Annotated in this window: 31 protein-coding genes and 1 pseudogene; 30 read left to right on the forward strand and 2 right to left on the reverse strand. The window is 40.8% G+C overall.

Features of this window, described 5'->3' with window-relative positions; translation table 11 throughout:
• Window positions 1-10: 10 nt before the first annotated feature.
• Together PRIP_RS08065 and PRIP_RS08070 are read right to left on the reverse strand one after the other, a co-directional pair.
• Window positions 11-331 carry a putative heavy metal-binding protein gene (locus PRIP_RS08065; protein WP_036084427.1) on the reverse strand — a complete coding sequence of 107 codons (321 nt, stop codon included), beginning with the start codon at window positions 329-331 and terminating at the stop codon, window positions 11-13.
• A gap of 104 nt (window positions 332-435) precedes the next feature.
• Window positions 436-1,377 (reverse strand): L-lactate dehydrogenase, encoded by a 942-nt coding sequence (locus PRIP_RS08070; protein WP_036084426.1) that lies wholly within the window; start codon window positions 1,375-1,377, stop codon window positions 436-438.
• A gap of 293 nt (window positions 1,378-1,670) precedes the next feature.
• On the opposite strand from PRIP_RS08070, the gene PRIP_RS08075 reads away from it, so the two are divergent.
• The 30 genes and pseudogenes from PRIP_RS08075 to PRIP_RS18105 form a co-directional block, all read left to right on the forward strand.
• Complete coding sequence (locus tag PRIP_RS08075) at window positions 1,671-2,288, forward strand: 50S ribosomal protein L25/general stress protein Ctc (RefSeq protein WP_036100734.1); 618 nt, start codon at window positions 1,671-1,673, stop codon at window positions 2,286-2,288.
• A 538-nt stretch (window positions 2,289-2,826) separates the two neighbouring features.
• Window positions 2,827-3,021: a CxxH/CxxC protein gene (locus PRIP_RS18230; protein ID WP_036100735.1), complete on the forward strand. Its 195-nt coding sequence runs from the start codon at window positions 2,827-2,829 to the stop codon at window positions 3,019-3,021.
• A 55-nt stretch (window positions 3,022-3,076) separates the two neighbouring features.
• Window positions 3,077-3,556, forward strand: a complete 480-nt coding sequence (gene rlmH / locus PRIP_RS08085; protein WP_036100736.1) for a 23S rRNA (pseudouridine(1915)-N(3))-methyltransferase RlmH — start codon at window positions 3,077-3,079, stop codon at window positions 3,554-3,556.
• A gap of 253 nt (window positions 3,557-3,809) precedes the next feature.
• Window positions 3,810-4,106 carry a WXG100 family type VII secretion target gene (locus tag PRIP_RS08090; RefSeq protein WP_036100737.1) on the forward strand — a complete coding sequence of 99 codons (297 nt, stop codon included), beginning with the start codon at window positions 3,810-3,812 and terminating at the stop codon, window positions 4,104-4,106.
• A 105-nt stretch (window positions 4,107-4,211) separates the two neighbouring features.
• The gene (locus tag PRIP_RS08095; protein WP_036100738.1) at window positions 4,212-4,547 is read left to right on the forward strand and encodes a DUF4176 domain-containing protein; all 336 of its coding nucleotides are present in this window, start codon (window positions 4,212-4,214) and stop codon (window positions 4,545-4,547) included.
• Window positions 4,548-4,564: 17 nt separating this feature from the next.
• A complete protein-coding gene (locus PRIP_RS08100) occupies window positions 4,565-4,984 on the forward strand; it encodes a YwqH-like family protein (protein WP_052008811.1) in 420 nt (139 codons plus the stop codon).
• 25 nt (window positions 4,985-5,009) lie between these two features.
• Window positions 5,010-5,288 (forward strand): DUF5344 family protein, encoded by a 279-nt coding sequence (locus tag PRIP_RS08105; protein ID WP_036100739.1) that lies wholly within the window; start codon window positions 5,010-5,012, stop codon window positions 5,286-5,288.
• Window positions 5,285-6,997 (forward strand): T7SS effector LXG polymorphic toxin, encoded by a 1,713-nt coding sequence (locus PRIP_RS08110; protein ID WP_052008812.1) that lies wholly within the window; start codon window positions 5,285-5,287, stop codon window positions 6,995-6,997. The genes PRIP_RS08105 and PRIP_RS08110 overlap by 4 nt, the downstream gene beginning before the upstream one ends.
• Before the next feature lie 17 nt (window positions 6,998-7,014).
• Window positions 7,015-7,335, forward strand: a complete 321-nt coding sequence (locus PRIP_RS08115; protein ID WP_036100740.1) for a DUF6572 domain-containing protein — start codon at window positions 7,015-7,017, stop codon at window positions 7,333-7,335.
• A gap of 4 nt (window positions 7,336-7,339) precedes the next feature.
• On the forward strand, window positions 7,340-7,984 hold the full coding sequence (locus PRIP_RS08120) for a hypothetical protein (RefSeq protein WP_036100741.1): 645 nt from the start codon (window positions 7,340-7,342) through the stop codon (window positions 7,982-7,984).
• 126 nt (window positions 7,985-8,110) lie between these two features.
• A complete protein-coding gene (locus PRIP_RS08125; RefSeq protein ID WP_036100742.1) occupies window positions 8,111-8,407 on the forward strand; it encodes a hypothetical protein in 297 nt (98 codons plus the stop codon).
• 43 nt (window positions 8,408-8,450) lie between these two features.
• The gene (locus tag PRIP_RS08130) at window positions 8,451-8,786 is read left to right on the forward strand and encodes a hypothetical protein (RefSeq protein WP_036100743.1); all 336 of its coding nucleotides are present in this window, start codon (window positions 8,451-8,453) and stop codon (window positions 8,784-8,786) included.
• Window positions 8,770-9,069 carry a DUF960 family protein gene (locus PRIP_RS08135; protein WP_036100744.1) on the forward strand — a complete coding sequence of 100 codons (300 nt, stop codon included), beginning with the start codon at window positions 8,770-8,772 and terminating at the stop codon, window positions 9,067-9,069. Before PRIP_RS08130 ends, PRIP_RS08135 begins: the two co-directional genes overlap by 17 nt.
• Before the next feature lie 119 nt (window positions 9,070-9,188).
• Entirely contained in the window at window positions 9,189-9,521 is a 333-nt protein-coding gene (locus tag PRIP_RS08140; RefSeq protein ID WP_241434127.1) for a Mor transcription activator family protein, read from the forward strand.
• Window positions 9,522-9,525: 4 nt separating this feature from the next.
• Window positions 9,526-9,960, forward strand: coding sequence for a hypothetical protein (locus tag PRIP_RS08145; protein WP_149023791.1), 435 nt, complete (start codon window positions 9,526-9,528; stop codon window positions 9,958-9,960).
• Between the two features lie 33 nt (window positions 9,961-9,993).
• A complete protein-coding gene (locus PRIP_RS08150; RefSeq protein ID WP_036100746.1) occupies window positions 9,994-10,539 on the forward strand; it encodes a hypothetical protein in 546 nt (181 codons plus the stop codon).
• Window positions 10,540-11,079: 540 nt separating this feature from the next.
• Window positions 11,080-11,424 carry a hypothetical protein gene (locus PRIP_RS08155; RefSeq protein WP_036100747.1) on the forward strand — a complete coding sequence of 115 codons (345 nt, stop codon included), beginning with the start codon at window positions 11,080-11,082 and terminating at the stop codon, window positions 11,422-11,424.
• A 133-nt stretch (window positions 11,425-11,557) separates the two neighbouring features.
• Window positions 11,558-12,208: a DUF998 domain-containing protein gene (locus PRIP_RS08160; protein WP_036100748.1), complete on the forward strand. Its 651-nt coding sequence runs from the start codon at window positions 11,558-11,560 to the stop codon at window positions 12,206-12,208.
• A gap of 159 nt (window positions 12,209-12,367) precedes the next feature.
• A complete protein-coding gene (locus PRIP_RS08165; RefSeq protein WP_036100749.1) occupies window positions 12,368-13,441 on the forward strand; it encodes a threonine aldolase family protein in 1,074 nt (357 codons plus the stop codon).
• 87 nt (window positions 13,442-13,528) lie between these two features.
• A complete protein-coding gene (locus PRIP_RS08170; RefSeq protein WP_036100750.1) occupies window positions 13,529-14,344 on the forward strand; it encodes an AAA family ATPase in 816 nt (271 codons plus the stop codon).
• Between the two features lie 168 nt (window positions 14,345-14,512).
• Window positions 14,513-14,923: a GNAT family N-acetyltransferase gene (locus tag PRIP_RS08175; RefSeq protein ID WP_036100751.1), complete on the forward strand. Its 411-nt coding sequence runs from the start codon at window positions 14,513-14,515 to the stop codon at window positions 14,921-14,923.
• Between the two features lie 12 nt (window positions 14,924-14,935).
• Window positions 14,936-15,430 (forward strand): hypothetical protein, encoded by a 495-nt coding sequence (locus PRIP_RS08180; protein WP_036100752.1) that lies wholly within the window; start codon window positions 14,936-14,938, stop codon window positions 15,428-15,430.
• Window positions 15,427-15,558: a lipoprotein gene (locus PRIP_RS18235; RefSeq protein WP_159101528.1), complete on the forward strand. Its 132-nt coding sequence runs from the start codon at window positions 15,427-15,429 to the stop codon at window positions 15,556-15,558. Before PRIP_RS08180 ends, PRIP_RS18235 begins: the two co-directional genes overlap by 4 nt.
• Complete coding sequence (locus PRIP_RS17160; RefSeq protein WP_159101529.1) at window positions 15,522-15,698, forward strand: hypothetical protein; 177 nt, start codon at window positions 15,522-15,524, stop codon at window positions 15,696-15,698. The genes PRIP_RS18235 and PRIP_RS17160 overlap by 37 nt, the downstream gene beginning before the upstream one ends.
• A gap of 18 nt (window positions 15,699-15,716) precedes the next feature.
• Entirely contained in the window at window positions 15,717-17,639 is a 1,923-nt protein-coding gene (locus PRIP_RS08190; RefSeq protein ID WP_036100754.1) for a BglG family transcription antiterminator, read from the forward strand.
• A 121-nt stretch (window positions 17,640-17,760) separates the two neighbouring features.
• Window positions 17,761-19,056, forward strand: coding sequence for a PTS sugar transporter subunit IIC (locus PRIP_RS08195; protein WP_036100755.1), 1,296 nt, complete (start codon window positions 17,761-17,763; stop codon window positions 19,054-19,056).
• A 12-nt stretch (window positions 19,057-19,068) separates the two neighbouring features.
• Window positions 19,069-19,377, forward strand: coding sequence for a PTS sugar transporter subunit IIB (locus tag PRIP_RS08200; RefSeq protein WP_036084369.1), 309 nt, complete (start codon window positions 19,069-19,071; stop codon window positions 19,375-19,377).
• Window positions 19,378-19,381: 4 nt separating this feature from the next.
• The gene (locus PRIP_RS08205) at window positions 19,382-21,649 is read left to right on the forward strand and encodes a glycoside hydrolase family 3 C-terminal domain-containing protein (protein WP_036100763.1); all 2,268 of its coding nucleotides are present in this window, start codon (window positions 19,382-19,384) and stop codon (window positions 21,647-21,649) included.
• Window positions 21,650-21,958: a PTS sugar transporter subunit IIA gene (locus PRIP_RS08210; RefSeq protein WP_036100756.1), complete on the forward strand. Its 309-nt coding sequence runs from the start codon at window positions 21,650-21,652 to the stop codon at window positions 21,956-21,958.
• 107 nt (window positions 21,959-22,065) lie between these two features.
• Window positions 22,066-22,161: pseudogene (locus tag PRIP_RS18105) on the forward strand (PadR family transcriptional regulator); the annotation flags it as partial.
• Window positions 22,162-22,200: the final 39 nt, after the last annotated feature.

Genomic DNA, 22,200 nt, shown 5'->3' on the forward strand with positions numbered 1-22,200 from the left:
TTTTTGTATATTAGGAAATAACAACAGCAGTTCCAGAAGCAGTAACCATCAACATGCCGTTGTCTGCGCCGAGCACTTCATAATCAATGTCCACGCCAACAACCGCGTTAGCGCCAATCTGTTCTGCGCGAGCTTCCATTTCTCGAATCGCTTCCTCACGAGCGCTAATCAGCTCCTGCTCATAGCCTTCCGAGCGTCCGCCAAAGAAGTTCCGCAATCCCGCACCAATGTCCTTCACAAAGTTAACCCCGGTAATTACTTCACCAAACACGATTTGCTTATACTCCACAATCTCTTTGCCATTAATACTCGGCGTTGTCGTAGAAATCATTCTATTACCTCCAAAAATTTCGTCGTTATCCATAAAATATCATAATCTGCCCTAAAACACAAAGAAAGCGCCGAATCCAAGCTCGGCGCTTCATCAAAATCGAATTATTGAACTTCCTTCATCGCATCGTCTAATACTTTTTTTAAAGTAGAAGCAGACGCGGCCATTTGTTGTTTTTCAAGGTCGTTTAGTTTCATTTCAACGACGTGGCGAACGCCTTTACGGTTTACAACGGCTGGTGCACCGATATATACGTCATTTAGACCGTAGTGACCGTCCATGTATACCGATAACGGTAAAATAGCATTTTCATTATTAAGAATCGCTCTCGTAATACGTGCCAGTGCAGCGGCAATCCCATAGAACGTAGCGCCTTTTTTATTAATAATTTCATAAGCGGCATCACGAACACTTACGAAAATCGTGTCCATCGCGCCTTGTTCGTTTTCTTCGATCCATTCTGTAATTGGCAAACCACCGACAGTTGTATGGCTCCAAGCAGGGAATTCCGTATCACCATGTTCCCCAAGAATGTAACCATGGACATTACGCGCATCCACTTTCAAATAATCGGCAATCGACATACGGAAACGTGCAGTATCAAGGCTTGTACCAGAACCAATAACACGTTCCTTAGGCAAACCAGAGAATTTCCAAGTCGCATATGTCAAAATATCAACCGGATTCGACGCAATCAAGAAAATGCCGTCAAAACCACTTGCCATAACTTCATCCACGATGGCTTTCATAATACGTATATTACGGCTGACAAGATCCAATCTCGTTTCACCAGGCTTTTGCGCAGTACCCGCTGTTACAACAACAAGGTCCGCGTCATGACAATCGCTATAGTTCGCGGAATAAATCTTTTTAGGCGCTGAGAATGGTACCGCATGACTTAAATCAATCGCATCCCCAATCGTTCTATCCTTATCTATATCAATAATCCCAAATTCTTGCCCAATGTTTAAATTCACACAAGCAAAGGCGTAACTAGAACCAACCGCTCCGTCCCCAACTAAAATGATTTTTTGATGATCTTTCATTTATAACTCCTCCTTCAAAAAATACAATCTACTAGTACAGTATAACACGATACTTTCATTTGTGAAACCTTGAACGACTTAAAAATAAAAAAGTGTTATATTAAATTTATGAAAACGCTATGATACAGATTTTGGACGTCTGAAAGCGTCATCTGGTGATTTTTCATAGAAGAAGACTTCTCCTATCTTTACCTTTATCCATGAATTGTAAACCCTTTTTGTTTCATTTTTTTGGCCAAAGGGTATATGATAGAGTCGTAGAACATAAATTGAATGAGTGGAGTGATTTTTTTATGGCAACAACATTAGAGGTCCAAAAAAGAGAAACAAAACCGCATTCGAACATAACGTCTATCCGTGATGCAGGTAGAATTCCAGGTGTTATTTACGGTTACAAGGCAGACAATGTCTCCATATCCGTAGACTCTTTAACATTTATTAAAGCAGTTCGTGATAATGGCCGAAATTCGGTATTTTCTGTATCGATCGACGGAGCAAAACTAAATGTACTACTACATGATTACCAAATTGACCCGTTAAAAGGCGACATCGAACATATTGATTTGCTTGCGGTAAACATGTCCGAAGAAGTAGAAGCCAACGTTAGCGTGAACTTAGTCGGCGAATCCAAAGGCGTGAAACTTGGCGGTGTCTTACAACAAGTACTATACGAAGTTACAGTAACAGCAACGCCAGACAAATTACCAGAAACCATTGATTTAGATATTACAGATCTTGATATTGGCGACACAATCGCTATATCGGATATCCCGAAAAACGGTGATTACGAAGTGATTACCGATGCAGAAGAAGTTATCGCAACCGTAGCAGCACCACGCGTAGCCGATGAACCAGAAACAACAGAAGCCGCAGAACCAGAAGCTATACATGGCGCTGACGACGCGGAATAAATAATGAGAAGCCGAGTAGTGAAGGAAAGAATTCTTTCATTACTCGGCTTTTTTAGCTTAAAAACTTGAAACGTCACATCATCCGTAAGAGTCAACATGTTTTAATATGTCACCCAGCCAATTCTGTAAGCAATATATGGTAATCGAGAAGGCAGGTTATGTCCGAATCATTTAAGTAAGATTAGAGCATACTATTTGTTTGCATGACTTATCCACAAAAAATATAATCTGTGGATAAACTTATAACAAAGTTTAAAAAGAAAATTAACAAATGGCCTCTAGTAAAGGTTTACCGGGGTAATTCTGCAAATATGAACTTTATTCCATTGTGAATAACATGTGGATAATTAAATTGAGAAGTATCATTATATGGTGTAGAACATATATTCTGCCACAAAATAAAAGATATCCCTGTGGATAACTACCTATGTTTAGGGGATAAAGTGTGGATAACTAAATAAAAATCTGTGCATAAAAAATATCTTGAATTTAATTATTATTAGCGTATACTACAGTTAGTATGAAATGAGGGATTTTTTTGAGAAGTGTTACATATAGTTGTGAGGAGCACGTGGAAGAGGCATTAGATGATTGGATCTATGGAGAAGAAACTTTTCCTGAATTTGAAAAACTAGAGAATGTAACTAACATGTGTATAACGTGTGGATATTGTAAAAGCCGAGCGATATATATGGTAGGGAACGAATGTTCAGACACAAAATATAGAAAATAATTGTGGATATGTGTATAAGTTTGTGGATAACTTGTTAGTAAGGAGTGAATAAATTGTGAATATCCAAATTATAACGGTTGGGAAGCTCAAAGAAAAATATCTTATTCAGGGAATAGCGGAATATACGAAACGATTAAGTGCATATGCGAAGATAACAATAGTTGAAGTGCCAGATGAAAAGGCTCCTGAAATTTTGAGTGAAGCTGAAATGGTTCAAGTGAAGCAAAAAGAAGGAGAACGGATTTTGGCGAAAGTAGCGGATGATGTGCATATGATTGCTTTAGCGATAGATGGCCAACAGAAAAGCAGTGAGCAGTTTGCGGAAGGTTTAGATCGTTTAGCGACATATGGAAAAAGTAAAGTTGCTTTTGTTATTGGAGGATCGCTAGGGCTTAGTGAAGCTGTTTTGAAGCGAAGTAACGAGAAACTATCTTTTGGAAAGCTGACATTACCACACCAATTAATGCGGCTAGTTTTAGTGGAGCAAATTTATCGAGCATTTCGGATTAATCGAGGAGAACCGTATCACAAATGATGCTATTTTTTTGATGGGAATGGCTTTGTGGGGCGGTTTGTGGGAGTAGGTATTTAGATTCGTTTTTTCGGGGTTAAGTGAGGCTGTATCGGGAGTGACTGGTACGCCTTGTTTTTTGTGTTTCGGATTATGAGAGGCTGTTAGGACGAAAATTTGAAAAGGATGCAATTACTACCAGTAAAACGTTTACAGTGAAATATTAGGTGTGGTACAATATGTATGTTACATATTAGAAGCAGAGGAGATGAAATACATGTCAGGTCAAATTAGAATGAGTCCAGCAGAATTACGAGATCGCTCGAAAACGTATGGTCGCAAAGGACAAGATATTGAACAAATTTTAAGAGAGTTAGAACAGCTACAAGAACAACTACGTGGAGAGTGGGAAGGGGAAGCTTTCCGTAAGTTTGATGATCAGTTCCAGCAACTGAAGCCGAAAGTAACAGATTTCTCTAACTTGATGCATCAAATCGAACAACAATTAAGCAAAACAGCCACTGCAGTGGAAGAAAACGATGCGAACCTATCACGTAACTTTGGCTTAAATTAAGGTATACGTTCCATTTAAATAGTAGCCAAACGGAGCCATGTAGTTTGCTACATGGTTTTTCGCTGTACTTAATCGTATTAAAATAGAATACTAGGAGATGTAAAAATGACAACCGAAAAAATAGCGTTTTTGCCATTAGGGAGTATCTGTATTGTAAAAGGAAATACAAAGAAAGTCATGATTATTGCGCGCGGCTTGGCAACTGTTATTCAACAAGAAACAGTCTATTTTGATTATGGTGCCTGTTTATACCCAGAAGGGATGATGGGAGATAGTCTGCTGTATTTCAATAAAGAAGATATTGCCAAAGTAGTTCACAATGGTTTTGAAGATGAAGATAATGAACTCATGCTAGATAATTTAAACATGTGGGTAGAACAAGCAAATCTACCAAAAGGGGATGTCTATGCATTAAATAAACAAAACCAAAAGACCACATAGATTAGGAGCGTGACACAATGAGCGCAGATGTATCTAGTTTACAAGCAGATAGGAATCGAAAACAAGCGGAACTATGCCAAGTTCAAAGTGATCAATCCAACATCCAAGCCAAAATAGAGCGATTGAAAGTCGCCAAGAAAAAAGTGGATGAGATTCAACAATCGGTAGACGAATTGCAAAAGGCAGTCAATCGGGAAAGAGAACAGGAGGATACATGGCGAGGCAAGAAGTATACCACGTATAATCAGTTTGTAAGCAATGGCTTTCATAGTGATTATAAAAATTACTATCAACAAATCGACCAGTTGTATGACCATCTCTGTGATGAGATTACTCGATTAGAAAATCAGGCAAGCGAGAATGATGGGTTAATGGGCTGGCTAGGAAGCAAACTCAATAGCCTTGGAAATGAAATAGATAAATTGCTACACAACTAAACGAACAAGAGAGGAGTTAGATACGATGTTCTCCAATATGGTACAAATTAATGCCGTTGTGTTTTTTTCTACGGTTGCTTCCACGAAAGGACAGATTAATCACTTTTTGGATGGAAAAAGTAGTCCACCTGACATAACATCGCATTCCGTGGTGCTCGATGGCTATATCCAAAGAATGCAAGATTTTCAGAAAGTGTTAGAAACATATAAAACACTATTACAAAAAGATATTAAGACCATACAAGATACGGGGCAATCCATGGTTGATTTGGATAATAGCTTGCTGACAGGTGCTGGACTATGAGTTACTTAGTCAAATATGATGATGTAACCTCTGTTGGCGCGTATGTGAATGGGAATTGTCAAACGTATGGTGGGCAATTACAAGAAATATCGCAGAGTTTTACGAATATCGTAGGCATTCCGTCTTTAAAAGGGCAGGCGGCAGATAGTATGAAGGCGTATGTAGGGGAAGTACACGGCTTTATCATACAAAGTATTAGCCAGCTTGTGCAAGAAATTCAGAGTAAGTTCCTACTGTACAAAGATGGCTATTATAATACGATAGATGCGGATAATCATGCGAAACTAGACGAGAATATATTGGAAAGTACGCTCACCTTTTTTCGCCAGTCTACCAATAATTTTGATATCGAGCATGGGAAATTGGAAGAAGTCATTCAAAGCGTTTATGATATAATAAATGTGAGCAATATTTCTGCCTATGCTGTGCAAGATGATTACCAACATACCACTAAACAAGTATCCGAACTAAAGCAATTGGTTGGGCAATATGAGAACGATCACGCGACCAAGGATTTTACAGTTTTTGATGCGATGCTGACGTCGTTAAAAGGACTCATAGCAGAAGCACAAGCAAAAGATAGCGCTGTTGTGACGCATTATCAACCAAGGGATCTTTTACAATACAAAGATTCGGTCGCTTTGAATGGTGCAGTGGTAGCATCCCAAGAAAGTTTGGCAGCGAATCAAACAGCGCTAGACCAAGCGATCACGAATGAAGGTAAGCGGTGGGAAGTGCTGGAACAAGAAGCCGCTGATAAAAGAGCAGAAGATGGTATTTGGAATGCTGTATTCGCTGTTGGGGCAGTTATCATTGGAGGAGCTGCGATTGTGTTGACTGCAGGAGCCGCAACACCGCTTGTGGTTACCGCAGCAATAGCGGGCTCAGCTTCCATCGCATATGGCGCGTCTAATCTAGTAGAGTCCTCTCAAGATATTTATTTTGGACTACATGGAGATGCCACAACAGCCGCATTTAATCCATTAAGAGACACTGTCTTTATGGGGAATCAAGGCGCTTATGATGCCTTTGGTATGGTAGCAACCACGGTGGCAGGCGCTTGTATTCCAATGGGACCAGCGATAGCGGCGGCTAAAGCAGGCGGAACATCGGTTGTAAGGGCGACTGTCGTGACACTTGGGAAAGAAGCCACATCGGTTGCCGTTGGTAGTGGGGCGTTCTTCGCAACGGAACATTTCGTAGCACCAATAGCGACTGATTTATTTGGAGAAGATATTGGGCGAAATGTTACTAGAGTTAGTAGTATTGTTGCAGCGACAGCGGCGGGTGGATTTACTATGAAAGGTTTGACTAGTAGAAAAGTACCCACTATTAGTGAGGTAGCTGGTTCAGCCGATGAAATTCCACAAATTAGAAAAAATGCTGCACAAGGTAAGTTATTTGAAGAACAAGAGTTTCCGAAGTTTGCAGCAAAAACAACAGAGGCGGTTGAACAGATTACAATTAAAACAACAGAGGGCACGAAGGTAAGGGTAGATGCAATAGGTTTAGATAAACAAGATGGAAGTATAGCTATTAGCGAATTCAAGTCTTCGGATACTGCCCCGCTTACACCAAATCAGAAAGTTGGATTTGGTCAGTTGCAAGATAGTGGAGGGGTTGTAGTTGGTAAAGGTAAAGGGATATTCACTGGTGGTTTTGAGATACCAGCTGGAACAAAGGTGGATATTGTTAGACCACCGAAATGAAAGTGAGTTGAAAGTCCATGTCGGTAAGTGAAAAGGATAAGATTGATGGTATGGGAAAAAGCTTGGAGGAAAATGCTTTACTATTTCTTATTACAGATCATCTGGAGTGGGAAGATGAGTATGGGCATTTAATTACTTTACAGGATAAAATAAATGCATACATTGGATTTATCGAGTCAGAACAATACAAAGCGGAGTACGAAGAGCACTTATTTGATAAATATATCATAGAAATTCATTTTAAACATGGTGTTACTGATAAGTGTATGAGCTTCCTTAATACGGTTTCCGAACAAGTAAAGGTACTTAATATTGAAATCAAACTAGAATTAGTATAGAGAGGTGATACAAAAGAATGGAAAAGGCAGAATTAAAATTAGTAAAAAAAAATTTAGGAAACAGAAATTAAAAAAAATAGCAAAAAAACAAGGATTTAAATCTATTGCGTCCTATGTTTATAAGGTGGAAGCAGGTTTTTTTCTCAGTACTCTATTTTTTACTAAGGAAACGAAAGATGGCCTTTCTGTAACTATTTGGATGGATATTAAACCTTATGAGTATGATAATTTATTTTGGACAATTTTTGATATGAGTGATAATATTCATTCTAAAGATAGTATAAGAGCCAATGGTGCTTTTACGGCTCCATCTATCAGGATTGAGAAGGAGACGTTCGTATTAGCAAAAGCGGAGGATACTAATAATGTTTCTCAACAGATAGTGAAGTATATTGTGGAGCGCTATAAAGAATATTTAGACTCAATAGAGTATAGCGTTGTCAAATTTAATAGTGAAATACTGGGAAAAGAAAACTATCCAGATAAAGAGTTAATAAAAATGCTAGCTTATATACAAAATGGGGACATATCTGAGGCTTTGAAACTCAGCAAAAAGGAGATAGAAAATGGACACAGGGGTGGGTATCAAAACAATGACCAAGATATCTATGTGTACATTAAGGAATACTGTGAAAGAAAATTGTCTTGAACTTTGCTGTGACTGTGGATAGTGGCCTCTTATCTGAAACAAACTGTATTATAAATAAATATTATATTCAAGAGTCAATGTCTCACACGGGCATTGGCTCTATTTTTATGCAGAAAGGAGAAAAACATGTGTATTTTCAATAAGGAACGTTTTCAAGAAACACTGTGGTTGGAGGGTGTAGGCATTATTTCAGAAGAAGCGATACAAGAACGTCTGCAGTTGCTACATCGCCAAGGGTTGGACAAAAGCTATAGCCAACACCTTCCTCAGAAAAAGCTACCAGACCTACTCTTTGTCCGAACGTGTCAGTATGAAGCATGGAAAATGGTCGTCATTTCAGATGGAGACACGGATAGTCCGCTCTATTCCTTGCTATTTCAACATCAAAAACTATATCGCTTCACAGACTTGGAAGAAAACTAAAGGTGTCATCCAATCCAAAAGGAACATAAAAAGAGGTGAAAACATGCAAGAAAATCTATGTTGGTTTCAACAACAAATGAAACAACGCTATCAGCTAACTATTTCTATAGAAGAGATTGGTTATGAAACCGTCACGCTAGCTCTGGAAGAAACGGCACCTGAGATAGCGAAAAGCTTCCAAGAGCTACAAATGACCGCACACGAAATCAGCTTTCTAACGATGCAATATTTACAAGAGGATAAGGAGTATACCGCTAGTATCAGTCAACATCCAGAAACGCATGAAAATGACCTCGTGATTTGGCAAATAAATGGCAAAGTCGAGGCTATTATGCCATGGAAAGCGAAGGGAGAGTCACAGAATGCCACCGAAATATAGAACCAGAGCTATTGATGCGGAAATTCCATTTGAAATTCAAGACGTCCTCTGGCAACTTTTCACGATTCTGAAACAAAGTCAAAAACCAATCGACTATCTCTACGTATTTGAACTAAGTATCGAGCCAACAACACAAAGGCAAACGATTCATCATCGCCAAGAGGTGCCAAAGTATAAGAAAACCGTTCATGTCACATTGACGACGACCAAACCGATGCATCGCACCATCTGGATTATCGAAGAAGCAGACTATGGCATGATGCTGTTCCCGTCCGATTATTAGACCTCTAAAAGCGATGATTTTTCATAGGATGTCAAAGTACACGCAAATTTCGTGTAATACGCCTTTGGAATGGTATTCGAAAATTGGTAAGCTAAGGAAGTAGGTGACAAAAGGGAGGGGTGAAACGAACGATGTATCCACAACAACGCATTCACCAGGACTGTTTGGCGGAGGTCTATAAGGAGATGGTGGAGGCTGTAGGAATTGAAAGCATGTTGAAACTGTACCCACTTTTGCGTGGACAACAAATCAATTTTCCAGTCCGCTTATACGCCAAAGACAAAGTCAGCATGAAAATCAGTCAAGAATACAATGGAAAGAATGTGCATGTCCTGTCGCGAGAATACGGTTACAGTTCACGTTGGGTACAGAAAATGATTAAAGAGCATCAAGAATTAGAGGAGGCGAGGGAATTTAGAAGGGGTAGTTTGATGGATGATGGGAGGAAATAAGAACATGACAGAGAAAAATATACGAATGGTAAGTTATGCGTTGCTACTACTAAGCTTATTCGTAGGCAATTTTTATAAAGTACAGGCAGATATCGACGGTTTCGTGAAAGTAGAAGGTGTGAAGGGGTATACCACTGCAGATGGGATAGGCTTTTTGTTGCTGCTATTTCCGCTATTGCTCCTCGCGTTACCGCTGTATCAGGGGAGAATCAAGCAAGTCGAGCGTGTTCGAATCGGCTATTTGATTGGGAATATAGGTACGCTTATATGTCTACTTCTCTTTATGCGGCATTACAGCGGGTCACTAGATGAAGAATGGGTATCTATTTCTTTTCGACTAGGTTTGTCGGGATGGTTGTATCTCATGCTATCCGCGGGCAACCTTATCTGGGAATGGCGTCATTATAGAAAAAGGCAACAAAGTATACAAGAGAGATAGGCAGTTATTTATAAAAGGAAGGGTGTATAACAGATGACAGAACAATGGATACAGCGGATTCAAAAATATGGAACAACAGTAGGGGCAAGTGTTTCTATTCTTGCTTTATTTTTCACGATGTTTATTTCAGGGGATATATTACGAGATCAATTAAGTAAAGAATTGGGAGCGAGTTCATCACATACTAGTTTTTCGGGGATAGAGGTCGTCTTTGGAAATGCGAATACAGATGGTGTTACCTTAGGATTAGCTCTGTTTTTGCTACCTATCTTATTGTTAGTGGCTAGCTACTGGGAACCGATGAAAAAGTATCATGCATTTTTGCAATTGGCGGTACCAGTAGGAGAATTAGTCATGCTTTTTATTGTACGAAGTCAGATGAAAAGTGTGCTGGAATTTAGCGTGAACTATGGTGCGAATGAGTATTATTTGAAATCAGGAATTGGATTTTGGTTGATTTTACTCGCGAATCTAGGGTTAGTCGTGATGTGGGTGATAAACAAATACCAGCTTTCGTTGAATCGGAAAACGATATCCAAATTCATCGAAACCAAAAATATCGATGACCTAAAGAAATAGTAAACATATGATCAACATATAAAAAGAGGCAGCCATCGTATTGTGTTGTCTCTTTTTTGAATGGTTTGCATCGATATAGCCAATTGCGTGAATGGGATAAAAAGAAACCTGTGGCAATGGTGGTAACGATTGCACCAAGCTGACAGGTGTTCTTGTATCTCCGCGCTTTGGTCGCGTGAAGGGATTCGTGTCTACGAACGACTTCCAACGCATACAAAAGATACGCCTACGAAATTATTATTATATATAATCTGATTTCTAACGATATAACAAAAAATGAAAAAAAAAAGTAATAACCACATAATTTGACAAATATTAGGATATATGCCATGATATCTATATAAATTTGCTAAAATAATTAATATTTATTACTAACAATGTAAGAATTCAGTGTACTATTTTTAGCAAAATCATAATCAAAGCGGAGGAGAGGGCGCAAAATGAAAAAAGGAAAATGGATGATTGTATTTTTAAGTGTCGTGCTGAGTATAGGGAGTTTGGCAGGTTGTTCATCTACGCAAAACAATGTAGACAATACAGATGATTCGAATTCATCTAAAAAAAACTGAAACAAAAAAAGAAAATACATCTGGTACAAAAAAAGAAAGCACAACAGTTGATGATGGAAATGGTAATAAAGTAACTGTTGATGAGAATGGTGTTTCAGCTGAAACATCAGACGGCGCAGAGGCTAAAGCTAAGAAAGATGGTACTGTAACTGTTGATGACGGAAAAGGAAATAGCGTGGATAACGACGGTAAGGCAGAATCGTCTGACGGCGCAAAACGGGTAGTAAATCCAGATGGTAGCGTAACTGTTGATGATGGAAATGGTAAAGTCGTTACTACAGATAAAGACGGCAAAGTAACAGTAGAAAATAAATAATATCAATTTAGCTAGTATGAGTCGCTATTTCACTGACTCATACTAGCTAATTTTATTTAGAATCATGTACAATAAAAGTCAATGAATAAAACTAAATCTCACTACGCAAAAATTCAAATTTGGAGGACTAAAAATGCTTTTTTTAAAAAAATATGGTTTCTATTTTCTACTATTAGGGGTTCTAAGTGATTTTCTAACACCGTACATTCTCGGCTTATTTTACCCAGAAATGAATCAAATGACTATGGTAATGAGTGTTTTTGGCGATGTGGCGAGTCCTGTTCGTGGAGCTTTCTTAGTGTGGTCTGTGATTTCTGGTGTGTTATTTGTCTTGGCGTTACCAGCGATATACGAAACATTTCGAGCAACATCTCGAATACTGGCTAGTCTGCTCGCTTTGGCTATCGGTTTATATGGCGTGGGAGACTGCATATTTACAGGGCTATTCAGCATTGATACGGAGCAATCAAACTGGACTATTTCCACATGGGTTCACAATATTGGATCAGGCCTAGGATACGCAGGATTTCTAATATTCCCACTCTTTCTAGTCATACTCTACCGTAAACAAGGAAAAGCAAGGCAAAGTAACATCTACTTACTATTATTCATCATCAGTCTTCTATCAGCAGGAGTATACGGCTTAGCTCGAATCCCAGCAATTAATGAATTACCAATTCTAAACAAAATCGGCTTTTGTCAGCGTATTAGCTTCTTCTTGAATTATTTACCGATAGTAGGATTTGCTACAAGCCAAATCAAAGGTAGGAAAGTGGAGAAATAGTTAAAAATAACATAAATATCAGGTGATACAAGCATTACTATTGCTGAGTAATAATGTGTAGCGAAGACTACTAAGTTTGAAATGATGCTAAATTTAGTTTTTTTAACATGAACCTGTGTTAAACTAAGAAGTAAGAAATTGGCTAGGAGTGATGAATGCATGCAAGACTTAAAAAAATCATACCAAAATACAGCATATAAACTAGGAAATCATAGTCCGCGAAACATTGCTGTTCTAAAAGAAGCTTTTGAAAATGTCGATGCAAACTTGGAAAGCGATATTTATGGCACTGGTGCAATCATTGAGGATTTCCAAACTAAAATAGCGAAAATATTAGGCAAAGAAGGCGCGGTGTTTTTCCCAAGTGGCACGATGGCGCAACAAATCGCGTTACGAATCTGGGCAGATAGGAAGCAAAATCCGAAAATCGGCTATCATCCGTTGTCTCATTTGGAAATTCATGAACAAGATGGCTTAAGAGAATTGCAACACATCGAGCCAATTTTGCTATGCGATGCAGATAAAATCATCACTTTGGCAGATATTCAAGCGTTAGATGCATCTGTATCTTGCGTTTTACTAGAACTACCTCAGCGCGAAATTGGCGGACAATTACCAAGTTTCGAAGAGCTGGAGGAAATTTCGCAATATTGCCGTGAAAATGGTATTCAATTACACTTAGACGGTGCGCGTTTGTGGGAAATAACCCCTTACTATCAAAAATCAACCAAAGAAATCAGCGCGCTTTTCGATAGTGTGTATGTTTCTTTTTATAAAGGTCTAGGCGGGATTGCTGGCGCGATTTTGGCAGGGGATGAGGATTTTGTGCAGGAAGCGAAGGTTTGGAAACGTCGTTATGGCGGGGACTTGATTAGCTTGTATCCTTATATTTTATCGGCGGATTATTATTTTGATAAGCGAATCGGCAAAATGGGGCAGTATTATGAGGCGGCGAAGGAGTTGGCGGGACGGTTCAATGCTTGCAGTGGTGTGAGTACTTTGCCGGAAGTGCCTGTTTCCAACATGTTTCACGTTTATTTCGATCAGTCAGCAGAAGTTATTGAACCTATATTAGCGAAAATTCATACGGAGACTGGTGTCGGATGTTCAGGGCATCTGCAGGTGAAGTCGGATGGCAGATGTGCGTTTGAATTATCAATTGGAGATGCGATTGCGGAAGTTCCGATGGAGAAATTGGCACAGGTTTTTGAACAATTAGGAAGTATAAAATAAAAAGTGATTAAAATAATATGAAAACACATGTTCGTATGTTATGCTGGATATGTGTTTTTATTTTGTTCGAAGGCAGGAGTGATAAGCATGCAATATGTTCGATGTTTTGAGTTGTCTAATCACGAAGTTAGGAATCCGAACATTTATCCGTATAATGTGTTAAAAGGAAAGTCTGGCGAGGTGCTAATCCTTGATGCAGTAACGATTTTGTATGGAAACAATGGCTCGGGGAAATCGACATTGCTCAATCTACTAGCGACGAAATTGGAGATGAAAGGCGCCGAAACGAACAAGGCGTGGGGCATTGTTGATTATTATATGAAGTATGTTGCAGAAAGCAAGATAAGCTATGAAAGCGCGGAGAATGGTACTGGCGATATTGTAATTCCAGACAACAGCCGATATCTCAAAAGTGAAGATGTGCTATATGAAATTAAGAAAATTCAGCAGGAAGCGGTACTTCACGAAGGTTATTTATATGAACGCGGTAAGTTAGGAATGACGAAAGAAGCGATTGCGAATCACAACGGTTCGTATCTTATGAAAAAGCAAATTGAGAAACGGCAATTTGCGCAAGAGAAGTATTCCAATGGTGAGACGGCGATGCAGATTTATGAGGATTATATTTTGCCAGATGGTCTGTATTTATTGGATGAGCCAGAGAGTTCATTGTCTCCTGAGAACCAGCTGAAGTTAGCTGAAATGATTAATCAAGCCGCGCGGTTATTAGGATGTCAATTCGTTATCGCAACACATTCTCCATTTTTACTCGGGTCGCTTGCGGGGACGGTCTATAATTTAGATTTGGATGGATTGCGGACTTGTAAATGGACGGAACTCGACAATATTAAGTTATTTGAGCAGTTTTTCTCTGTGCATCGGCATGAATTTGAGAAGCATTAATTATGATAGATTGGCGCTTTTTTCTGTATATTCTATGCTATAATGAAAGTTAATAGCAAGTTTTATGGAGATACAATCTATGAAAATCAAAGTAATATGGAATTCAGAATACTACCTTACTGTGGCAATAGAAGCGACATATGAAGCAGAGTAAAAGATGGGGGGACGATTATGTATCGCATAACGAATGAATTACCGACGGCATCCGAATTTGTGCAACTTCGAGTGGACTGTGGACTTAGTTTTCGAGATGTAGAAATATCGGCAAAAGCATTGCAAAAAAGTGACTATTTCATCGGATTGCGGCACAATGACACGAACGGACTAATCGGAATGGGACGAATTGTCGGCGATGGTATTATGTTTATCGTTTCTGATGTCGCGGTGCATCCAACTCAGCAAGGGCAAGGTCTGGGCAAAGTTATCATGACGCATATTCAGAATCATATTGATACAGCAATTGACAAAACAGCGTGCGTCACCTTACTCGCAGATACCCCAGCAGATCAACTTTACAAGCAATTCGGTTTTGAGGAATCGGCTCCAGCTTCTATCGGAATGATGTACAAGATGAAATGAAGGAGTAAAAACATGAAAACAAGGGACCCTATCATAAAAATCAGCAGTTGGCTACTCATTATTTATTCGATCGTTGAAATCGTGATTTATCTTATTTTCTTTATTGTGAGCAAAATCGCAAAGAAATATTTAAGCGGATACATCGACCATTTAGCGGGCAATTATGTCGATTTTACTTTTCATGAACAAGTATCGAAATTCGCCAGTTCATGGACGGTAAATTGGATAATGGATTCGTTTGTGTTTACGACGGAAATATTTTTGCTGTTTAGTATTATTAGGATAGTTGCGGCGACACTGATTTTGAAAAACAACAAGTTCTCGATTATTTTCATTATTGCAATGATGATTTGGGGAATTTGGATTTCAGTCACTGCAATCATTTTTATCCCCTTATTCACGATAATTGCTTTAGTTGCGAACATTGGGCTGTTTTTGGTTATTATGTTTCGGAAAGAGTACCAGGTGTTGGTGTTTGGTAGCTGGAAGCAGGGCGTTGGGAAATGAGGAAAATAGTGATTGCGATTCTAAGCTTGATGGTTCTCTCGGGATGTAGCTTATTTTCTGATGCGGAAAAAGAAATGAAGCAGACCATTTGTTGCTGGTTCTTGATTCGGGGGAGTTTGAGCAAGTAGCTTTAACAGAGCGAGACGATGGGCGTTGGGAATTTACGGTGCCGCAAAAGTCTGGAAAGTATATGTATGTGCTGGAGGAACGGTATCAGAACGGGGATTATGAAGTGAGTTATTATTTTGGTTTGGAAATTAGCGAGTGATGAAAGGAGGTATTCAAGATGGGTGAGGCAGTGATTCCTATGCCTAGGTGGCGGGATTTAATTCAGATTTTGTATGTAAAAATGGATTTTGTTAGCGGAAAAGAGCTTGGCGATCAGTTGCAGGTGGATCCGAGGACGATTCGAAATGATATTAAAGCGCTTCATCCGATTTTGAGTGCCTCGAATAATGAGATTACGTCTGTGCGTGGTGTTGGTTATAAGCTTGTGGTTCGGGATGAGATGGCTTTGCGGAACTTGTTGCTCGCTGATGTTCGTGAGCGCTCGAACCTTCATATTACGCCGATGCTTGCGGAGGATCGGGTCGATTATATTATTCGCTATTTGTTACTGGAAAACAGGTTTGTGAAATTGGAAGATATCGCGGATGAGCTTTATGTCAGCAAATCGACGATCAATCTTATCATTCCAGAAGTGAAGAAAAAGCTGGGCGAATTTCAGCTTACTTTGGATAAAAAAGCGGGATATGGGGTTAAAATTTCGGGAACGGAGTTAAATATTCGATTTTGTTTTTCACATTTTTTATTAGGGAAGTCGCCAAGTTTGTTAATTAGTGAGACGGAGCAGGCGTTTTTTGATGATGTGGATTTGGAGCGGATTCAGCAAGTGGTGGTGGATAGTGTGTCGACATATGCGATTCATATGACAGATATTGCGCTGAAGAATTTGATTATTCATATTGCCATTGCGGTTTGCCGGATTCGTGATGATTGTTATGTGGCAGCCGATGAGTTGCTGAACGTTGAATTTAATATGCAGGAATTGCGGGCGGCGCAGACGATGATTCGCGGGATTGAGGAGCAGGAAGGGGTTACGTTTCCGGAGACGGAGTTATCGTATTTGCTACTACATTTGAGTGCGAAACATATCACAACGGATGAGGATGATGATCGTGAATATATGTTGGTCAGCAAAATGCTAGAACGAATTCAAAAACGTTACGGTTACGCGTTAATGCAAGACAAAGAGCTAGTTTCCAATCTTGTTTTGCATTTAAAACCTGCGATTAACCGGATCAAATTTCATATGAACATTCAAAATCCGTATTTGCCGAATTTGAAACAAAATTATCCGCTAGCTTTTGAGCTGGGGCTTACGGCGAAAGATGTTTTGTCGGAAGAACTTGGCGCGGAAGTGAATGAGGCGGAGGCTGGTTATTTGGCGATTCATTTGCTTTACGCGATGGATAAGGCGGAAGCTGGAGCGAAAAAACGGGTACTTATTGTGTGTGCGTCGGGATTAGGAACGTCGCAACTTTTGGAGTCGAAGGTGAGACGCGCCTTTGCTGAGCAGTTGGACATTGTTGGTGTGCAGTCTTTTTATGCGTATGAGAATGAGCCGCTAGCTTGCGATTTCGTCATTGCGACAGTGCCCTTGCATCAGAAAAATCATCCGTATGTTCAAGTATCGCCGTTTTTGACGCGTGCGGATGTGAGGGCTATTGAAGGGATGATAGAATCAGAGGATGGAAAAGTAATATTAGAGCTGGAAAACGTGTTTTCGAAGGACTTATTTTTAGTTTCACGGGTCGGTCAGACGAAAAATGAGATTTTGCAAGAATTGGCGTCGTTATTGATGCAAAAAGGATATGTTGGCGAGGATTATTTGCCGTCGATTTTTGAGCGGGAACAAGTGGTGCCGACGTATTTGGGGAATGGCTTGGCAACGCCGCATCCGATTCAAGCAGATGTTGCGCGAACAGCGATTGCGGTTTGTGTTTGTGAGTCGCCAGTGCTTTGGAATGAGGAGGAAAAGGCGCAAGTCGTGTTTATGTTAGCGGTGAAAAACAAGGAACAATCGCAACTTGCTACAACGTATGAATTGATTAGCGATATTGTAGAGGATCCTAAAACAATGAGCCAACTGAAAGAAGTTCGCGATTTTGAGGGATTAATACGAATTTTAAGGAGGCTCAGCTTATAGCGGTGGCCTTCTTTCTTTTCGTGGATTTCCTTTAGGTAAGACTTCTTGCGGAAAAAGTCTAGCTTTATTTCTTAAAAAGAAAGCGCTACACTTGAGGTATAATAAAGAGGAGGGTTACAACATGAAGAAATTTGTTGAAAAACTGGGTTGGCTTTCGCAGAAGTTAGGGAATCAAATTCATTTGAAATCGATGCGTGATGCGTTTGCGACGATTTTGCCATTTATCATGTTAGCTGGTTTTATGGTGTTGATTAATAACGTTATTATTAAACCGGATGGCTTTATGTCGAATGTTATTAGTTCGGAGACGCTTGCTAATTGGCAGCAGCTGGGAAATAGTATTGTGAATGGGACGTTGGGGATTATTACGATTTTGATCGGGGCTTCGGTTTCGTATTTTCTAGCGCAGAATCGTCAATTTGAGAATCCTTTTGCGCCGGCTTTACAAACGATTGCTTTGATTGTTATTTTTATTCCGCTTACGAATGATGTGATTCCGGTTGGGGGGCAGAAGGCTGTGGAGATTGGTGGCGTTATTCCAACGGCGCTGACTGGTTCGGCTGGGATGTTCGTGGGGATTGTGACAGCGCTTTTGTCTACGGAATTGTTTATTCGTTTCTCACAGAGCGAGCGCTTGAAAATCAAGATTTCTGGTGACAGTGTGCCGCCAGCGGTTATTAAATCGTTTAATGTGTTGATTCCGACGATGTTGACGGTGCTTGTGTTTGCCTTTGTGTCGTTCTTGTTGACGCAGTTGTTCTCGCTAAATATTTATGCATTAATTGGAACGATTATTCAAAAACCGTTGACGTTCTTGGTGACAAGTGTTCCTGGATTCTTGGCGTTGATGACGATTTCGCAGATGCTGTATTCGATTGGTATTGCGGGAAGTGGGATTTTGGGACCGATTATGGACCCGGTATTGCTCGCGAACATGCAAGATAATATGACAGCTTACGCTAACAATGCGGCGATTCCACATATTATTAATACGACATTCCGTGATATTTTTGGTGTTATGGGTGGCGGTGGAAATACGATTGCGCTACTTATTGCGATATTTATTTGGAGTAAGCGGAAAGATTATCGGGAAATTGCGGTTTTGTCTTCTGCGCCGGGGCTTTTCAATATTAATGAACCTGTCGTTTTTGGACTGCCGATTGTGTATAATTTAAGTTTGATGATACCTTTCATTATTTCAACCCCATTATGTTTACTTTTGGCGTATATTGCGACGAAGATTCATATGATTTCGGAGGTTGTCGTGATGGTACCGTGGACGACGCCGGTTGTCGCTTCTGGATTTTTGGCAACGGGTGGGGATTGGCGCGCAGCAGTTTTCCAAGTGTTTTTAGTGGGAATTTGTGTGTTGCTATATCTACCGTTTTTGAAGGTAAATGACCGAATTAAAGCGTAAGGAGGGACAGCGATGAGACGGCTAATGTTAATGTGTAACGCTGGTATGTCTACAAGTGTACTCGTTCGTAAAATGCAAAAAGTAGCCGCGGAAAAGGGCTTGGATATCGAAATTTGGGCGATTTCGGAGACGGATTTCGAGAAAAATTGGCGCAATGCTGAGGCGATTCTGTTAGGGCCGCAAGTCAGTTATATGCAGAGCAAGGTGAGCGAATCGGTTGGTCAGGCGATTCCGGTGGGCGTGATTGCGATTGTGGATTACGGCCGGATGGATGGCGAAAAGGTTCTGGCGCAAGGCTTGGCGTTGCTAGGAGAGGGGTGACATGATGGCGAACTATTTGGATGCGACGTGTGATGTGACGGAGCGTGTGGCTGATTTGTTGGGACGGATGACGTTGGTGGAGAAGTGCGGCCAGTTGAATCAGCGCTTATATGGCTGGGATACGTTTGTGCGTGACGGTGAGGATTTTGATGTGACGGCTGTTTTTAAGGATGAGGTCACGACGTTTGGCGGGATTGGTGCGCTTTACGGGTTGTTTCGGGCAGACCCGTGGTCGGGGATGAATCACGAAAATGGGATTAGTCGGGAAAATTCAGCGCGTGTGGCGAACTTGTTGCAGCGGTACGTGATGGAGAATACAAGATTGGGAATCCCAATGCTCATTTCGGAGGAGGTGCCACATGGGCATCAGGCGCTGGACAGTGAGTCGTATCCGGTGAACTTGGCACGGGGAGCTTCGTTTAATCGGGAGTTACAACGGGAAATTGCGACTGCGATTGCGACGGAGATTCGTGACAAGGGTGTGCATTTGGCGCTAGCCTCGGCGCTTGATATTATGCGGGATCCAAGATGGGGACGTGCTGAGGAGTGTTTCAGTGAGGATCCGTACTTAGCGGCAGAATTTACGAAGTCGATTACGACGGGATTTCAGGAGAGTGGCGAGATTGCAGTGATTCTGAAACATTTTGCGGCGCAAGGTGAGCCTGTTGGTGGACATAATTCGGGACCTGTGTCGATTGGGATGCGGGAATTACGCGAGATTTTCCTACCGCCGATGGTTGCTGCGACGGATGCGCTCGGTGTGATGGCGGCTTACAATGAGATTGATGGTGTGCCGTGTCACGCGAATGCGGATTTGTTGACGGGAATTTTGCGGGATGAGCTTGGATTTGAGGGTATTGTGATGGCTGATGGTTGTGCGCTGGATCGATTGCTGAACTTGATGCCAGACACGAAAAAGGCAGCAGCTCTTGGTCTCACAGCAGGTGTTGATTTGAGCTTGTGGGATTCTGTGTATCCTGACTTGGCGGCGGCCGTGACGGCTGGCGAGGTGGGTGAAGCGCTCGTGGACCGGGCGGTTAGCAGAGTTTTGCGATTGAAATTTGAACTTGGTTTATTTGAAAAGCCATATGTGACTGAAAAAGTAGCCGAACGTTCGGCGTCATGGCGTATCTGGAATTTACAAGCGGCGCGTGAGGCAATCTGTTTGCTGGAAAATCGAAAGAACGTATTGCCGCTCCGTGACGCGAAACATATCGCGGTCATTGGGCCAAATGCGGATGCATTATACAATCAACTCGGCGATTATACGGCGCCACAAAATATGACGGATGGCGTGACAATTTTACAAGGATTGCAAAACTTAGCGCCTGAAAATGTAACAATCAGCTATGAAAAAGGTAGCGAAGTCCGTGAAAAAGTAATAAACGGTGTTGAAAAAGCAGTACAACTCGCGAACTCTGCAGATGTCATTGTCCTTGCGCTCGGCGGGTCAAGTGCGCGTAATTTTGATATGGAATTTTTAAATAATGGTGCGGTCAGTTCGAAGGGGCCGAATATGGATGCGGGCGAGAACGTTGATGTGGCGGACCTCGCGTTACCGGATGCGCAAATCGAACTTTTTCAAGCGGTCAGAGCATTAGGAAAGCCAGTCGTGGTGGTGCTTGTTCAAGGGCGCCCCAATGCGATTCCTGAAATTAGCGAACAAGCCGATGCGCTTTTAACAGCTTGGTATCCAGGGGCACAGGGCGGAACGGCGGTTGCAGAAGTGCTATTTGGCATGACGAATCCATCCGGAAAATTGCCAGTAAGCATCCCGCGTTCCTCCGGTCAACTTCCCGTTTACTACAATCAAAAAGTCGGCGAGTACAAAGAAGATTATTTCGACGAACGAGGCTCGGCACTTTACAACTTCGGCTACGGCTTGAGCTACAGTGATTTCGAATATCAAAAAATCGAGACTACGCGCACAAATCTAACTATAGCTGAACTAGAAGCTGGCGAGCAATTCGAATTCCGCATAACTATCGCCAATAAATCGGATGTCGCAGGGCAAGAAGTGGTGCAGCTTTATATTCACGATGAAGAGGCAAGCATCACGCGTCGCAAAAAAGAACTAAAAGATTTCCAAAAAATCGAAATAGGCGCAAGAAAAACGCAAGAAGTCATATTAAAAATCGGATTAGCCGAACTACAAATTTGGTCAATCAAAAATCGTTGGGAACTAGAGGCAGGAAACGTACGTATTTTTGTCGGCGGGGGTTCTGATACAACATTAGAGACAATGATTCAAATCAAAAATGAGGTGGTATGAATGGAAAGCATGGAATTAGCCTCTTTTCAAATAATTAGTACAGTCGGCGGGGCTAGGAGCAAAATCACCGAAGCTTTGCAATGTGCCAGACAGCGAAATTTTAAAGAAGCGTACCAAAAAATCGACGAAGCCAATGAATTTTTAAAAGAAGGCCATAAAAATCACGTCGATCTGATTCAAAAAGAAGCTGATGGCCAAGAAATTCCTTTTTCCATGCTATTTATGCACGCAGAGGACCAATTTATGTCGGTGTATTTATTGCGTGACATTGCGTATGAAATGATTGCAATGTGGAAAGAAATAAAATAATTTTTTGAGTGTATGCCTTATCTGGTGTACACTTTTTTAGTATGCTGAGTATATTACCTTGACTGTCATAGTAATATGATGTATTATATACTCATGGAGGCGATCACATGGCTGATAAAAAGCTTTCCTCGGATTTGCTTCGAGGACACACAGATACCATTATTTTGAAGTTATTAATGAGCGGCGATAAATACGGTTACGATTAATTTTAAAGTTGTATTCAGAATCAAAATTCGAAACGG

It is taken from the genome of Paenilisteria riparia FSL S10-1204 (genome assembly GCF_000525995.1).
Classification (GTDB): Bacteria; Bacillota; Bacilli; order Lactobacillales; family Listeriaceae; genus Listeria_A; species Listeria_A riparia.

Bases quoted from the DNA above. Each gene is read 5' to 3' on its own strand.
- PRIP_RS08165 (WP_036100749.1), top strand. From the start codon at position 12,368: ATGCAAGACTTAAAAAAATCATACCAAAATACAGCATATAAACTAGGA.
- PRIP_RS08100 (WP_052008811.1), top strand. From the start codon at position 4,565: ATGAGCGCAGATGTATCTAGTTTACAAGCAGATAGGAATCGAAAACAA.
- PRIP_RS08200 (WP_036084369.1), top strand. From the start codon at position 19,069: ATGAGACGGCTAATGTTAATGTGTAACGCTGGTATGTCTACAAGTGTA.
- PRIP_RS08155 (WP_036100747.1), top strand. From the start codon at position 11,080: ATGATTCGAATTCATCTAAAAAAAACTGAAACAAAAAAAGAAAATACA.
- PRIP_RS08160 (WP_036100748.1), top strand. From the start codon at position 11,558: ATGCTTTTTTTAAAAAAATATGGTTTCTATTTTCTACTATTAGGGGTT.
- PRIP_RS08095 (WP_036100738.1), top strand. From the start codon at position 4,212: ATGACAACCGAAAAAATAGCGTTTTTGCCATTAGGGAGTATCTGTATT.
- PRIP_RS08075 (WP_036100734.1), top strand. From the start codon at position 1,671: ATGGCAACAACATTAGAGGTCCAAAAAAGAGAAACAAAACCGCATTCG.
- PRIP_RS08195 (WP_036100755.1), top strand. From the start codon at position 17,761: ATGAAGAAATTTGTTGAAAAACTGGGTTGGCTTTCGCAGAAGTTAGGG.
- PRIP_RS08090 (WP_036100737.1), top strand. From the start codon at position 3,810: ATGTCAGGTCAAATTAGAATGAGTCCAGCAGAATTACGAGATCGCTCG.
- PRIP_RS08210 (WP_036100756.1), top strand. From the start codon at position 21,650: ATGGAAAGCATGGAATTAGCCTCTTTTCAAATAATTAGTACAGTCGGC.
- PRIP_RS08110 (WP_052008812.1), top strand. From the start codon at position 5,285: ATGAGTTACTTAGTCAAATATGATGATGTAACCTCTGTTGGCGCGTAT.
- PRIP_RS08105 (WP_036100739.1), top strand. From the start codon at position 5,010: ATGTTCTCCAATATGGTACAAATTAATGCCGTTGTGTTTTTTTCTACG.
- PRIP_RS08205 (WP_036100763.1), top strand. From the start codon at position 19,382: ATGGCGAACTATTTGGATGCGACGTGTGATGTGACGGAGCGTGTGGCT.
- PRIP_RS08145 (WP_149023791.1), top strand. From the start codon at position 9,526: ATGACAGAGAAAAATATACGAATGGTAAGTTATGCGTTGCTACTACTA.
- PRIP_RS08065 (WP_036084427.1), bottom strand. From the start codon at position 331: ATGATTTCTACGACAACGCCGAGTATTAATGGCAAAGAGATTGTGGAG.
- PRIP_RS08170 (WP_036100750.1), top strand. From the start codon at position 13,529: ATGCAATATGTTCGATGTTTTGAGTTGTCTAATCACGAAGTTAGGAAT.
- PRIP_RS18235 (WP_159101528.1), top strand. From the start codon at position 15,427: ATGAGGAAAATAGTGATTGCGATTCTAAGCTTGATGGTTCTCTCGGGA.
- PRIP_RS08115 (WP_036100740.1), top strand. From the start codon at position 7,015: ATGTCGGTAAGTGAAAAGGATAAGATTGATGGTATGGGAAAAAGCTTG.
- PRIP_RS08070 (WP_036084426.1), bottom strand. From the start codon at position 1,377: ATGAAAGATCATCAAAAAATCATTTTAGTTGGGGACGGAGCGGTTGGT.
- PRIP_RS08125 (WP_036100742.1), top strand. From the start codon at position 8,111: ATGTGTATTTTCAATAAGGAACGTTTTCAAGAAACACTGTGGTTGGAG.
- PRIP_RS08190 (WP_036100754.1), top strand. From the start codon at position 15,717: ATGGGTGAGGCAGTGATTCCTATGCCTAGGTGGCGGGATTTAATTCAG.
- PRIP_RS08180 (WP_036100752.1), top strand. From the start codon at position 14,936: ATGAAAACAAGGGACCCTATCATAAAAATCAGCAGTTGGCTACTCATT.
- PRIP_RS08135 (WP_036100744.1), top strand. From the start codon at position 8,770: ATGCCACCGAAATATAGAACCAGAGCTATTGATGCGGAAATTCCATTT.
- PRIP_RS08130 (WP_036100743.1), top strand. From the start codon at position 8,451: ATGCAAGAAAATCTATGTTGGTTTCAACAACAAATGAAACAACGCTAT.
- PRIP_RS08150 (WP_036100746.1), top strand. From the start codon at position 9,994: ATGACAGAACAATGGATACAGCGGATTCAAAAATATGGAACAACAGTA.